The organism is Yersinia sp. FDAARGOS_228 (genome assembly GCF_002073315.2).
Taxonomy (GTDB): Bacteria; Pseudomonadota; Gammaproteobacteria; order Enterobacterales; family Enterobacteriaceae; genus Yersinia; species Yersinia intermedia.
The window spans coordinates 1,081,517-1,094,649 of the sequence record NZ_CP020409.2 but is presented as its reverse complement, the minus strand read 5'-3'; the positions used below and the strand labels follow the sequence as shown (position 1 = coordinate 1,094,649).

Below are 13,133 nucleotides of genomic sequence, written 5' to 3'. Positions count from 1 at the left end.
TATGCATTCGAACCGAAGTTCAAATGTGTACTGCTTTGGTCACTCTTCAAGACTTTGATATTTCTTCTGCCTGCCGAAACAGGCTTCGATATCGTCTTGCGAGTGCCCACACAGATTGTCTGATAAATTGTTAAAGAGCAGTGCGTTAGCAACCGGTGGTTGGTAACGCGAGGTGCGCATATTACGCTTTCCTCATTCAGAGTCAACTACTAATTTCGTTGAATTTCTCTGTTCTCTCTGCCGGTCACTTAACTACTTGATTCGTTGTGTGCCGTCTCGATGGATGCGCATTATAGGGAGTTCCGCGCCGCCCGCAACCGCTAATTTCAATAAAAATGACTGTTTGCTGCATTCCACAGCAAAACCCCACTTTATACCCAGTTGTACACAAACTTATCCACAGATTGAATCTGTACTCAAAATTGACGAGCATCACGCAATCGTTTTCGCTACAATTCCCCGCGTCGAAAAAGAGTGACCTTGTCGGCAAAATATCGATGACATGATGTGATTTTTTATAAAACTGGGGAATACGGCTCAGGATTAAGCGTATTTTATTGCGGTAGAGGATGAATCTCCCCGGTGACAGCAGTAAAAACTGGCATTGGTCCCTATTTGGGACGTTATCTGAGTCTGTTCCTCTCTATATAGTTGTCTATATAAGAAGGTAAGATTCAGATAACGCTCTATTGAATGATTGCGAAGAATAACTGCGACTCCAAAGCCAAGGGATAAAACCATGCAACAACGCCGCCCAATCCGCCGTGCCCTACTCAGTGTGTCTGACAAAGCCGGTATCATCGAATTCGCCGCTGCACTTTCTCAGCGTGGCATCGAATTACTTTCCACCGGCGGAACTGCCCGCCTACTGGCCGATGCGGGTCTGCCCGTCACTGAAGTTTCTGACTATACCGGTTTCCCCGAAATGATGGACGGGCGCGTTAAAACGTTGCATCCAAAAGTGCATGGCGGCATCTTGGGCCGCCGTGGTCAGGATGATGGCATCATGGCTCAACATGGCATTCAGCCGATTGATATTGTTGTCGTGAATCTATATCCGTTCGCTCAGACAGTTGCTCGCCCGGATTGCTCACTGGAAGATGCAGTTGAGAATATTGATATCGGTGGCCCTACCATGGTGCGCTCCGCTGCCAAGAACCATAAAGATGTCGCTATCGTGGTCAAGAGTAGTGACTACCCCGCCATTATTACTGAGCTAGATAATAATGAGGGTTCGTTGACGTATCCAACCCGCTTTGATCTGGCTATCAAGGCGTTTGAACATACCGCCGCCTACGACAGTATGATTGCCAACTACTTCGGCGCGCTGGTGCCAGCTTATCATGGTGACACTGAGCAGCCATCGGGCCGCTTCCCGCGGACACTGAATCTTAACTATATAAAGAAACAAGATATGCGCTACGGTGAAAACAGCCACCAGCAAGCGGCTTTCTATATAGAAGAAGAGGTTAAAGAGGCATCTGTAGCTACCGCACAGCAATTACAGGGTAAAGCGCTCTCCTATAACAACATCGCAGATACCGATGCGGCGTTAGAATGTGTGAAAGAGTTCAGTGAGCCTGCCTGTGTGATCGTCAAGCACGCCAACCCATGCGGCGTGGCGATTGCGGATTCTCTGCTCGCTGCTTATGAAAAAGCCTATAAAACTGACCCGACCTCTGCTTTCGGCGGCATTATTGCCTTTAACCGTGAATTGGATGCCGAAACCGCCAGCGCCATTATCAGCCGCCAGTTTGTTGAAGTCATTATTGCACCCGCTGTCAGCGCTGAAGCACTGGCATTGCTCGCCGCCAAACAAAATGTCCGTGTTCTGACCTGTGGCCAGTGGCAGGAGCGTGCTACCGGTCTGGACTTCAAACGCGTCAATGGTGGTTTGCTGGTCCAAGACCGCGATTTAGGTATGGTGACTGCAGCCGATCTGCGCGTGGTGTCCAAGCGCCAGCCAACGGAGCAAGAACTGCGTGATGCACTGTTCTGCTGGAAAGTAGCCAAGTTCGTAAAATCCAATGCCATTGTCTATGCGCGCGACAATATGACTATCGGTATAGGCGCAGGCCAAATGAGCCGCGTCTATTCTGCCAAAATCGCTGGTATCAAAGCAGCGGATGAAGGATTAGAAGTGGCCGGTTCTGCCATGGCCTCCGATGCTTTCTTCCCGTTCCGTGACGGTATCGATGCTGCTGCATCTGTCGGGATCAGTTGTGTTATCCAACCGGGCGGTTCAATCCGTGACGATGAAGTCATTGCTGCGGCTGATGAGCATGGCATCGCTATGATCTTTACCGACATGCGCCATTTCCGCCATTAATTAACCCGCTTAACGGAGTCATCTGATGAATATTTTGATTATTGGTAATGGCGGGCGTGAACACGCGCTGGGCTGGAAAGCAGCACAGTCACCTTTAGCGGGCAAAATTTATGTCGCACCGGGCAATGCTGGCACTGCGCTAGAATCTGGTTTAGAAAATGTCGATATCGCGGCAACGGATATTGCAGGGTTGTTGGCCTTTGCTCAGAGCCATGATATTGGCCTGACCATTGTAGGCCCGGAAGCCCCATTAGTTATTGGTGTGGTTGATGCTTTCCGCACGGCCGGCTTGACCATTTTTGGGCCAACGCAAGCCGCTGCTCAGTTGGAGGGCTCTAAAGCTTTCACTAAAGATTTCCTGGCGCGCCACAATATCCCAACAGCGTTTTACCAGAACTTCACCGAAGTGGAGCCTGCTTTAGCCTATGTCCGTAAAATCGGTGCACCGATCGTGATTAAGGCTGATGGGCTGGCCGCCGGTAAAGGCGTGATTGTTGCAATGACGCTGGAAGAGGCGGAAACCGCCGTTCATGACATGCTGGCAGGCAATGCCTTTGGCGATGCAGGCCACCGTATCGTGGTGGAAGAGTTTCTCGATGGCGAAGAAGCCAGCTTTATCGTGATGGTTGATGGTGAGAATGTATTGCCGATGGCCACCAGCCAGGACCATAAGCGGGTTGGCGATGGTGATACCGGTCCAAATACCGGTGGTATGGGGGCATATTCCCCGGCACCGGTAGTCACTGATGAAGTTCATCAGCGAGTGATGGAAAGTGTTATCTGGCCGACAGTGCGCGGTATGGCGGCAGAAGGTAATGTCTATACCGGCTTCCTCTATGCCGGTCTGATGATTTCCGCTGACGGGCAACCAAAAGTGATTGAGTTCAACTGTCGCTTTGGTGACCCGGAAACTCAACCCATCATGCTACGCATGCGTTCAGACTTGGTTGAATTGTGCTTAGCCGGTGCACAAGGCAAATTGAATGAGAAGACCTCTGACTGGGATGAGCGCCCATCGCTGGGTGTGGTGTTGGCCGCTGGCGGTTATCCGGCAGATTATCGCCAGGGTGATGTCATTCATGGGTTACCACAGCAGGAAGTGGCTGACGGCAAGGTGTTCCACGCCGGAACTAAACTGAATGGCAATAATGAAGTCGTCACTAACGGCGGTCGCGTATTGTGTGTAACTGCGCTGGGTAATACCGTCGCCCAGGCGCAGCAAAACGCGTATCGGTTAGCTGAAAATATTCAATGGGAAGGGGCTTTCTGCCGTAAAGATATTGGTTATCGGGCCATTGCTCGCGGTAAATAAATCTACCATTGTATTCTGCGGGCGCAGCTTGCTGTGCCCTGCTTCTTATTAGGCCTTACAAACTGCCTGCTGTCGGCTCCCAGCGGCAAAAGTCCTGATTGGCAACCAACAGCAATTGTTGACCTTCCGACGAATCCAACCACGCGACGCCCAGAGGTTGCGCACTGCCCTCTCCCCGTTTGCTCAGCCATGCCTGTGAGTTATCGTCAAGTTTCAATCGCAACGTCTTCTTATCACAGGTGGTAACGACGCCATTCAGCCACTGCCCCTGAATTAACCTGATATTCCCGGCTCGCAGTGCACTGCTCTGTTCGAGAATTCGTTTCGCTTCCAACTGATAGACCGCGATATTATCCGCAGAGAGCTGCTCACGCCGTTCGGCCAGTTGGCGCTGCATAAAACTCACCTGTCCTTGTTCATCAAAACGCAGCTCGACGCTCTGCGGATTATGACCTAAATCGTTGCGCCGGATTTCCCGCAAAATGCCATTTTGATATTCGTAGAAGGTGACACGAGTATTGTCCCCGGAATAGGGGCTGTAGACGCTCATCAGCACTTGTGGCTGCTGCTGCGCATTATCCTGACGCCATAAACGAACGACACCGCTATCGGCGATATACCCGCTGGCACTAAATAGAGGGGAACCTGACTGACTGCTACAGGCGCTGAGACCAAAGGCTAAACCGAGGGTCATCAGCACCCGCTGCATAAACAAAAGGGGTTTTGCCACCCCCCTGCTTATTATTTTCACTGACACACTATTAAGATTTAACAGAATCTTTCAGTGCTTTACCAGAAACAAACGCTGGCACATTAGCTGCAGCAATTTTGATTTCTTTACCAGTCTGTGGGTTGCGGCCAGTGCGCTCATTACGATGGTTTACCTTGAAAGTACCAAAACCAACCAATTGTACTGGATCACCGTCTTTCAGAGATTCGGTAATTGCAGCCAGTGTGGATTCCAAAGCAGCTTTAGCTTGTGCTTTAGAAAGGTCCGCTTTGTCCGCGATTACGTCAATCAGTTGAGTCTTATTCATAAGTTATCCTTACAGTGTGTTTATCGTTTGCAAAGCATCGAGTGCGACGGATATGCCGATGGACAGCACTCTCCTGCATACACGCACCGATAGCCACTTTTTTTCGCCCCCCAAATGTAGAACAGACAGGGGGCAGATGTGAAGCCTTAAGACGTGACAAATCAGGCGTTAAATCACGTTTTCTTGCCTTATTGCGTTAAATTTATGCCAATGTTGCTAACAGCCGCTTCCCGCAGGTCAGATCGTAGCCCTTTGATCAGATCCAGGTCGCGCTCTTCACAGTCAGCTAACAGACGGAAAATCTCCCATTGGATATCCCATTCTTCTTCAATCGCAGGCAAAATTTTCAGTTCTTCATCGGTCATTTCTTTACCGGCCAACGTCATTTCCAACATTGCAACGGTACGGATTGATGCTTCGCTGATGGCGACAGCATGTTCCAGTGTTTCACCACTCAAACGCGAATGGATGGCCTCGCCCAATGCAATACAAGCATCGATGGCAGGATAAACACCGTAGATAGCATAGTCATCGGCTGAAGGAATTGCCTCTTCCAATTTCTCCAACTGGCTATCAAAGTTCACTTTTGCGTCTTTTACGACCAAAGTTTCCCAGATCAGATCCAGAATGCGCCGGTAAACAGCCGGGTCGCCAAATTCAGTTTCCAGACAAAATTGCTGATAGTTGGGATACATCCGCTCGCACAAACAAGCCATGAAAGTCAGATGTTGCCAACTTTCCAGCTTTTCGAGACGTAGATGAATCGGATTACGTATCATTATGAGTTCTCATTATTCATTATCTGCGCGGCAGTGTACCCGAAATTAAATCATATCCCTATGCTTGCCAAGTAAATCAGGATTTTTCCGCACCCAGCGCTGAAATTGCGGGCGATTTGAGGCGATAGCATCAGCCCAGCGGGTTGGTTCAGGCAAACGGTAGCCCGCCATGCAAGCCTGCACCCACGCCAAAGCACTGCTGACACTCACCCGATGACCGGGCGAAATAAACAGTGGATTGCAACGGATTTTGCTGCGCCACACCCAGCCAAGTTGTTCATCACCATCAATGAGGGGTTGTAATGCGCCGTTATCGCTCTCTAAAGGCAGAGAGTGCCCACACAGGCGGCTTTTGGCAACACCAATGGTCGGGACATCAACCAACAGCCCAAAATGGCTGGCAACGCCTAAACGACGCGGGTGTGCGATACCTTGCCCATCAACAAACACCAGTTGAGGCTGCTGCTGCAACTGCCCCCAGGCGGCTAATAATGCAGGATATTCACGAAAAGAGAGTAAACCGGGGATATACGGCAGTGAAGTTGCCACTCTGGCAACTTGATATTCCACCAGCTCTAGCGAGGGATAACGCAAAATCGCGATAGCAGCACGGGTAATCTCCCCCTGCTGCTCAAAACCAACATCCGCACCGGCAATAAAGTGCACTGATCCGCTGTCAAAATCATCGTGAAGAATAACCGCAGATGCCCGTTGTAACTGTTCTGCCCGTAACGCTTTGGTATCTATCATCGGCTAACCCCCCTCAAGCTTGACGCTACAACACGGTTACCTGCGCCCCAAGGCTTTGAGTATAAACTGATTAGTTTTGATGATAAGGCTTTGATAACGTATGTACTGCGTCAACAAAAGCCCCTGCATGTTCTGGCGGAACATCCTGATGAATGCCGTGCCCCAGATTAAACACATGCCCTTCCCCCTGACCAAAGCTTGCAAGAATAGTACTCACTTCCTGCTCAATACGGGCAGGTGGTGCGTATAGCACTGAGGGGTCCATATTGCCTTGCAGGGCGACCTTATCACCCACCCGGCGGCGCGCATCGCCGATATCGGTGGTCCAATCCAGCCCCAATGCATCACAACCGGTAGCAGCCATTGCTTCCAGCCATTGACCACCACCCTTGGTGAACAAGGTCACCGGCACCCGACGCCCATCGTTTTCACGGATCAGGCCATCGACGATTTTATGCATGTAGTTCAAGGAGAACTCAAGATAATCACGCCCGGTCAGCACCCCACCCCAGGTATCAAACACCATCACAGATTGGGCACCAGCTTTAATTTGCGCATTAAGATACAAGATGACGCTATCGGCCAGTTTATCCAGTAGCAAATGCAGAGTTTGCGGCTCGGCATACATCATTTTCTTCAGTTTGGTGAACGCTTTACTACTCCCCCCTTCAACCATATAGGTCGCCAGCGTCCATGGGCTACCGGAGAAACCAATTAATGGCACCGCACCGGCCAACTCGCGGCGAATGGTTCTTACCGCGTTCATCACATAGCCCAATTCCTGTTCTGGATCAGGGATGGGTAACTTTTCGACGTCGGCGCGACAAGTAATCGGGGATTGGAAGCGTGGGCCTTCACCGGTTTCAAAATAGAGCCCCAGTCCCATAGCATCGGGGATGGTCAGAATGTCTGAAAACAGAATCGCGGCGTCCAGTGGATAGCGACGCAATGGTTGCATCGTCACTTCACAAGCCAGTTCCGCATTTTTGCACAGTGACATAAAATCCCCGGCAACCCCACGGGTAGCTTTATATTCTGGCAAATAACGGCCCGCCTGACGCATCATCCATACCGGCGTTACATCGACCGGTTGGCGCAATAAGGCTCGCAGATAGCGATCGTTTTTCAACTCATTCATGGTGGGGCTCCCTTAATTATCTGGCGGCCATCTTTTAGCGGACCGTATTGTAACATGTCAGATAATACTTTCCTGCTAACTGCCGCTGCTATTAAGGCGCGGTAATGATTCGCTCTCGTGGGGTTTAAATTACGTCAGGCTATGGCGTTAGCGCTTCAGCACTCTCTTCTGATTAGATTAACTCACGGTGTTCGCGACATAACACCACCGTATCTTCAATTAATCGGCGCGCTACGGTGCCTGGCGGCGGCAGTAATGGCAATTGGTCATAACGATACCAACCGGCATTTAACAGCTCTTTCGGATCATGTAGCAGTTCACCACTGTCATACTCGGCCATAAATGCCATCATGAGCGAATGGGGGAACGGCCAAGGTTGTGACGTTACGTAGCGCAGATTTTTAATATGGATATTACTTTCTTCTAAAACTTCACGGGAAACCGCCTGCTCCAGAGTCTCGCCCACTTCGACAAAGCCTGCCAGCACGGTATTAATACCGCCACGATGCCGTATATGCTGCGCCAATAAAATCTCATCATCACGGCGAATGGCAACAATCACGCAAGGGGCGATTTGTGGGTAATAGCGTTCACGACAGTGGTTACACAGACAAGCCCACTCGGAACGGCTGGCTTGCATTTGGTGACCGCAATAACCACAAAAACGGTGAGAGCGATAAAATTCTGCCAGTTGCACACCACGCCCAGCCAGTTGGAACAAACCGCGATCCACATCCAGTAATTGCCGCACTGAACCCATATCAGTAGACATCATCTGACGGATCAGCCATACCGCCTGCCCTTGCCATTCACCGATTTGCCTTGCCGTTGCTCCCTGCAATGACCAATTAGCCGCATTACCTTGTGGTAACTCCCCTTTTGGCAACCATAATTTGTTTTCATGACTGACAATCCACCAGCCACTTTCTTTACCTGTAAGTTGTAGTTCCATATCGTTGTTGCACAACCTCGACTTCACTGGCAATCTAGAATCCGGCTTGTTACATTTTTGTAACGTATTATTACTTCACGGAGTCGTTCATGCTAAACCGACTGGAAAGCTTGACTCAACGCGTTGGCGGCAGTAATGAATTAATTGATCAATGGCTTCATGCGCGTAAAGAACTGTTAGTTGCATATTGCGCAGTGATCGGTATTAAGCCGCAAAAAGAAAAGCATACCCCGCTTAACGAAAAAGCGCTGGAGAACTTTTGCCATAATTTGGTGGATTATCTCTCATCCGGGCATTTTCACATCTATGACAGAATTATCAAACAAGTAGACGGCGCGTCCAGCCCAAAAATGGCGCTGACGACCAAAGTGTATCCTGCGTTAAAAAATAATACTCAAACGATCATGGCATTCCATGATCGTTATACCAACATTGAGATCGATCAGGACAGTTGTATCGAGTTTCAGCAAGCATTATCTGATATCGGCGAAGCTCTTGATGCCCGTTTTCGCTTGGAAGATCAATTAATTCAATGGGCAGCCGAGTCGTGGCAAGCCGCCCAGCCAGAAAATAAAAAGAGTCAGGCCAATTAACCTAATAAATTAATAGTAAGCGTAATTGTCGCAGACAATTTGGATGTGGACAGCGCGCAAAAACCGGAGCGTACACGTAGTACGTGAGGATTTTGAGCACTGCCCAAGTTCAAAGTGGCAAGTAAAATAGCTTACATCACACTATTGTAGTTTTCATTCAACCTTTACTACCCAAAGTAATTGAGATTGCAGGTAGGCAGCAAGTGAATGACAACTCGGTGAAAACCGATTTGAACAGCATTTATGCTAGCCCGTAGGGTGACATTAATTCCGATGAGCTTACACAGGTAAGTGATTCGGGTGAATGAACGTAGCTAACACCGCTGCAATTTCAAGTAAGAAGGGTATATACTGAAGATTCTTGTCGGAGTGCCTAGCGATTGCCTTTTTAGGAAAGCAAACGCAGGCTGAGACCGTTAATTCGGGATCCGCGGAACCTGATCGGGTTAATACCCGCGAAGGGAACAAGAGTAATTTATCGCTACAGGCCCGGTCTTTATCCTCACCGATAGCTGCCGGTTACTGGCCAACATCGTTACTCCCGCCAAGCTCCAGACAAGCAATTTTCCCTATAAACCACACTGGTAGGAATTGCTATGTCTAATAATACAACAGCTAAAAATTCATCACGCCCACGTAAAGCGCAACGTGAGGAAGCTCAACAGTTTATTGATACCTTGCAAGGTGTCACTTTCCCCAACTCCCAACGTATTTACCTACAAGGTTCACGGCCAGATATTCTGGTACCGATGCGTGAAATCCAGCTCAGCCCGACATTGATCGGCGGTAGTAAGGACTCACCACGCTATGAAGATAACGAAGCCATCCCGGTGTATGACACATCCGGCCCGTATGGTGACTCAAACGCCACGCTGGATGTTCACCGCGGGTTACCCAAATTACGTGATAGCTGGATAGCTGATCGCCAGGATACCGCCGCACTGACCTCTGTCAGCTCTGGTTTCACCCAACAACGTTTGGCTGACGAAGGCTTAGACCATTTGCGTTTTGAGCATCTGCCACGCCCGAAGAAAGCCATCGCCGGCAAATGCGTCACCCAACTGCATTACGCCCGTCAGGGCATGATCACGCCAGAGATGGAGTTCATCGCGCTGCGAGAAAATATGGGCCGTGAACGTATTCGTGGTGAGGTACTACGCCAGCAGCATCCAGGGCAGGCTTTTGGCGCTAACCTGCCAGAAAATATCACGGCTGAATTTGTACGTCAGGAAGTGGCGGCGGGCCGAGCTATCATCCCCGCCAATATTAACCACCCAGAATCTGAGCCGATGATTATTGGTCGTAACTTTTTAGTGAAAGTGAACGCCAATATCGGTAACTCTGCGGTGACCTCCTCCATCGAAGAAGAAGTAGAAAAACTGGTGTGGTCAACCCGCTGGGGTGCCGATACCGTGATGGACCTGTCCACTGGCCGCTATATCCATGAAACCCGTGAATGGATCCTGCGTAACAGCCCGGTCCCTATTGGTACCGTTCCTATCTATCAGGCGCTGGAAAAAGTAAATGGTGTGGCCGAGAACCTAACCTGGGAAATGTTCCGTGACACGCTGTTAGAGCAGGCCGAGCAAGGGGTGGATTACTTTACTATCCATGCCGGTGTGTTGTTGCGCTATGTACCGATGACGGCCAAACGCTTGACCGGTATCGTCTCCCGTGGTGGTTCAATTATGGCGAAGTGGTGCCTTTCCCATCATCAGGAAAACTTCCTGTATCAGCATTTTCGCGAAATCTGTCAGATCTGTGCTGCCTATGATGTCTCACTATCACTGGGTGATGGCCTACGCCCTGGTTCCATTCAGGATGCCAATGATGAAGCCCAGTTCGCTGAGCTGCATACCTTGGGTGAATTGACCAAAATCGCCTGGGAATATGATGTGCAGGTGATGATTGAAGGCCCCGGTCATGTGCCGATGCAGATGATTCGCCGCAATATGACGGAAGAGTTGGAACACTGCCATGAAGCGCCATTCTATACCTTAGGCCCGCTAACCACGGATATTGCGCCAGGTTATGACCATTTCACTTCTGGTATTGGGGCCGCCATGATTGGTTGGTTCGGTTGCGCCATGTTGTGTTACGTCACACCGAAAGAACATCTTGGCCTGCCTAATAAAGAGGATGTAAAACAAGGTCTTATTACTTATAAAATAGCCGCCCATGCCGCAGACTTGGCCAAAGGCCACCCCGGTGCGCAGATCCGCGATAACGCCATGTCGAAAGCACGCTTTGAATTCCGCTGGGAAGATCAGTTCAATCTGGCGCTTGATCCAGAAACCGCACGAGCCTATCACGACGAAACCCTGCCGCAAGAGTCCGGCAAAGTAGCTCACTTCTGTTCAATGTGCGGGCCGAAATTCTGCTCGATGAAAATCTCTCAGGAAGTTCGCGACTATGCCGCTACGCAAGAACAGGCTGCGGCACAAGAGCTGGCAGCGGCACAAGGAACAGCAGCCCAACCGATCGAAATCTTACAATCGGGTATGGAACAGATGTCAGCGGAGTTCCGCTCTCGCGGCAGCGAGCTGTATCACAGCCCCATTAATCTCAAGACCGAGGCCGATAATGAACCTGCCTAATCATGCCTTATTTTCTGCAAAACAGGGTTTCCCTGCGACGGTACAACGCCTTGGTCTCTATCCCGTCGTCGATAGCCTACTTTGGATAGAGCGCCTGCTTGCCGCAGGTGTAACCACAATACAACTACGTATCAAAGAGTTAGATGATGCGCAGGTGGAGCAAGACATTGCCGCCGCCATAGCGTTAGGCAAACGTTATCAGGCACGCTTATTTATCAATGATTATTGGCGGCTGGCGATTAAGCATGGTGCCTATGGCGTTCATCTGGGTCAGGAAGATCTGGAAACAGCCGATTTGGCCGCGATTCAGCAAGCCGGATTACGGCTGGGCGTATCAACCCATGATGAGCAGGAACTGGCGATAGCTAAAGCTGTCCGGCCCTCTTATATCGCCATGGGCCACATCTTCCCTACACAAACCAAGCAGATGCCTTCGTCACCACAAGGGTTGACGGTGCTCAAGCAAATGGTCGACAACACGCCAGACTACCCGACCGTCGCCATCGGCGGCATCAGCATTGAGCGCGTGCCGGCGGTTCTGGCAACGGGTGTCGGTAGTGTAGCGGTCGTCAGTGCTATCACCCTGAGCGACGATTGGCAGCAAGCAACAGCACAATTATTGCACCTGATCGAGGGCAAGGAGCTGGCTGATGACAAACAAGCATGAGTTGAGTGACAGTGAATTTTTGCGCTACAGCCGCCAGTTATTACTGGAGGATATCGGCCCAGAGGGCCAGTTGAAGCTGAAAAGTGCCTGTGTGCTGATTATCGGTCTTGGCGGCCTTGGTTCACCTGCTGCGCTCTATCTGGCAGCAGCCGGCGTCGGTAAGTTATTACTGGCCGACGATGACCAACTGGAACTGAGCAATTTACAGCGCCAGATATTGTATCGCACCACAGATATCAGCCAAACATCCTCCGCTAGCCAAAGTAAAGCACGGTTAGCCCAGCGTCATTTGCAAAGCCTCAATCCATTGATTGAGGTTATCCCATTTGATACTCGGCTGTTAGGTACGCCATTGGCCGATGCCGTGGCTAACGCTGATTTAGTGCTGGATTGCAGCGACAACATGGAGACGCGCCATCAGGTAAATGCAGCCTGTATCACCGCACAAAAGCCATTAATCAGCGGCAGTGCCGTGGGATTCAGCGGGCAACTGCTGGTCATTGAGCCGCCTTATTCTCAAGGCTGCTACGCCTGCCTCTATCCCGATAAGGAATTGCCGCAGCGTAACTGTCGTACTGCTGGCGTATTGGGGCCGGTGGTCGGCGTCATTGGTACCTTGCAAGCACTGGAAGCCATCAAGATATTGGCAGGGCTGCCGTCGGCACTGAGTGGGAAATTGCGCTTATTCGATGGCAAGCAGCAGAGTTGGAGCACCCTGCAACTGACTCGGGCGAAGCATTGCCCTGCCTGCGGAGGTGCACAGTGACAACGGGTCATATACAGATTGTGCTCAATGATCAGCCATTAGAAGTGGTGAGCAATATCACCGCTGCAATGCTGCTCAATCAGCTCAAACGCCACCAGCCGGGTACGGCTCTGGCGGTTAATCAGGTCATCGTCCCTCGCACTGACTGGGAAAAATGTCAGTTACACGCGGGTGATAACATTTTGCTATTCCAAGCGATTGCCGGGGGCTGAC

General features: G+C 50.4%; 14 protein-coding genes and 1 riboswitch. Of the genes, 7 read left to right on the top strand and 7 right to left on the bottom strand.

Annotated elements, in window-relative coordinates; all coding sequences use genetic code 11:
* Nucleotides 1-39: 39 nt before the first annotated feature.
* On the bottom strand, nt 40-180 hold the full coding sequence (locus A6J67_RS23400) for a hypothetical protein (protein ID WP_162484277.1): 141 nt from the start codon (nt 178-180) through the stop codon (nt 40-42).
* A 559-nt stretch (nt 181-739) separates the two neighbouring features.
* On the opposite strand from A6J67_RS23400, the gene purH reads away from it, so the two are divergent.
* Together purH and purD are read left to right on the top strand one after the other, a co-directional pair.
* Nucleotides 740-2,329, top strand: a complete 1,590-nt coding sequence (gene purH / locus A6J67_RS05000; protein ID WP_042568968.1) for a bifunctional phosphoribosylaminoimidazolecarboxamide formyltransferase/IMP cyclohydrolase — start codon at nt 740-742, stop codon at nt 2,327-2,329.
* A 25-nt stretch (nt 2,330-2,354) separates the two neighbouring features.
* Complete coding sequence (gene purD / locus A6J67_RS04995) at nt 2,355-3,641, top strand: phosphoribosylamine--glycine ligase (protein WP_050074823.1); 1,287 nt, start codon at nt 2,355-2,357, stop codon at nt 3,639-3,641.
* 55 nt (nt 3,642-3,696) lie between these two features.
* On the opposite strand, the gene A6J67_RS04990 is transcribed toward purD, so the two are convergent.
* The 6 genes from A6J67_RS04990 to nudC form a co-directional block, all read right to left on the bottom strand.
* A complete protein-coding gene (locus A6J67_RS04990) occupies nt 3,697-4,350 on the bottom strand; it encodes a DUF1481 domain-containing protein (protein WP_005192303.1) in 654 nt (217 codons plus the stop codon).
* A gap of 52 nt (nt 4,351-4,402) precedes the next feature.
* Nucleotides 4,403-4,678 (bottom strand): nucleoid-associated protein HU-alpha, encoded by a 276-nt coding sequence (gene hupA / locus A6J67_RS04985; protein WP_004876782.1) that lies wholly within the window; start codon nt 4,676-4,678, stop codon nt 4,403-4,405.
* A 188-nt stretch (nt 4,679-4,866) separates the two neighbouring features.
* Nucleotides 4,867-5,457 carry a YjaG family protein gene (locus A6J67_RS04980; RefSeq protein WP_005192306.1) on the bottom strand — a complete coding sequence of 197 codons (591 nt, stop codon included), beginning with the start codon at nt 5,455-5,457 and terminating at the stop codon, nt 4,867-4,869.
* Between the two features lie 45 nt (nt 5,458-5,502).
* Nucleotides 5,503-6,207: a deoxyribonuclease V gene (gene nfi / locus A6J67_RS04975; protein ID WP_005192308.1), complete on the bottom strand. Its 705-nt coding sequence runs from the start codon at nt 6,205-6,207 to the stop codon at nt 5,503-5,505.
* Nucleotides 6,208-6,277: 70 nt separating this feature from the next.
* The gene (gene hemE / locus A6J67_RS04970) at nt 6,278-7,345 is read right to left on the bottom strand and encodes a uroporphyrinogen decarboxylase (RefSeq protein ID WP_050297852.1); all 1,068 of its coding nucleotides are present in this window, start codon (nt 7,343-7,345) and stop codon (nt 6,278-6,280) included.
* A 172-nt stretch (nt 7,346-7,517) separates the two neighbouring features.
* Complete coding sequence (gene nudC / locus A6J67_RS04965; RefSeq protein ID WP_042568964.1) at nt 7,518-8,297, bottom strand: NAD(+) diphosphatase; 780 nt, start codon at nt 8,295-8,297, stop codon at nt 7,518-7,520.
* Nucleotides 8,298-8,386: 89 nt separating this feature from the next.
* Between nudC and A6J67_RS04960 the strand changes: the two genes are divergently transcribed.
* From A6J67_RS04960 to thiS, 5 genes are all read left to right on the top strand, one after another.
* On the top strand, nt 8,387-8,890 hold the full coding sequence (locus tag A6J67_RS04960) for an Rsd/AlgQ family anti-sigma factor (protein ID WP_005192315.1): 504 nt from the start codon (nt 8,387-8,389) through the stop codon (nt 8,888-8,890).
* 355 nt (nt 8,891-9,245) lie between these two features.
* Nucleotides 9,246-9,371, top strand: a riboswitch (TPP riboswitch).
* A gap of 115 nt (nt 9,372-9,486) precedes the next feature.
* Nucleotides 9,487-11,487 carry a phosphomethylpyrimidine synthase ThiC gene (thiC, locus tag A6J67_RS04955; protein ID WP_042568963.1) on the top strand — a complete coding sequence of 667 codons (2,001 nt, stop codon included), beginning with the start codon at nt 9,487-9,489 and terminating at the stop codon, nt 11,485-11,487.
* Complete coding sequence (gene thiE, locus A6J67_RS04950) at nt 11,474-12,154, top strand: thiamine phosphate synthase (protein WP_032907889.1); 681 nt, start codon at nt 11,474-11,476, stop codon at nt 12,152-12,154. The genes thiC and thiE overlap by 14 nt, the downstream gene beginning before the upstream one ends.
* Entirely contained in the window at nt 12,138-12,920 is a 783-nt protein-coding gene (locus A6J67_RS04945) for a HesA/MoeB/ThiF family protein (RefSeq protein ID WP_032907890.1), read from the top strand. Before thiE ends, A6J67_RS04945 begins: the two co-directional genes overlap by 17 nt.
* On the top strand, nt 12,917-13,132 hold the full coding sequence (gene thiS, locus A6J67_RS04940) for a sulfur carrier protein ThiS (RefSeq protein ID WP_032907891.1): 216 nt from the start codon (nt 12,917-12,919) through the stop codon (nt 13,130-13,132). Before A6J67_RS04945 ends, thiS begins: the two co-directional genes overlap by 4 nt.
* Nucleotide 13,133 lies beyond the last annotated feature (1 nt).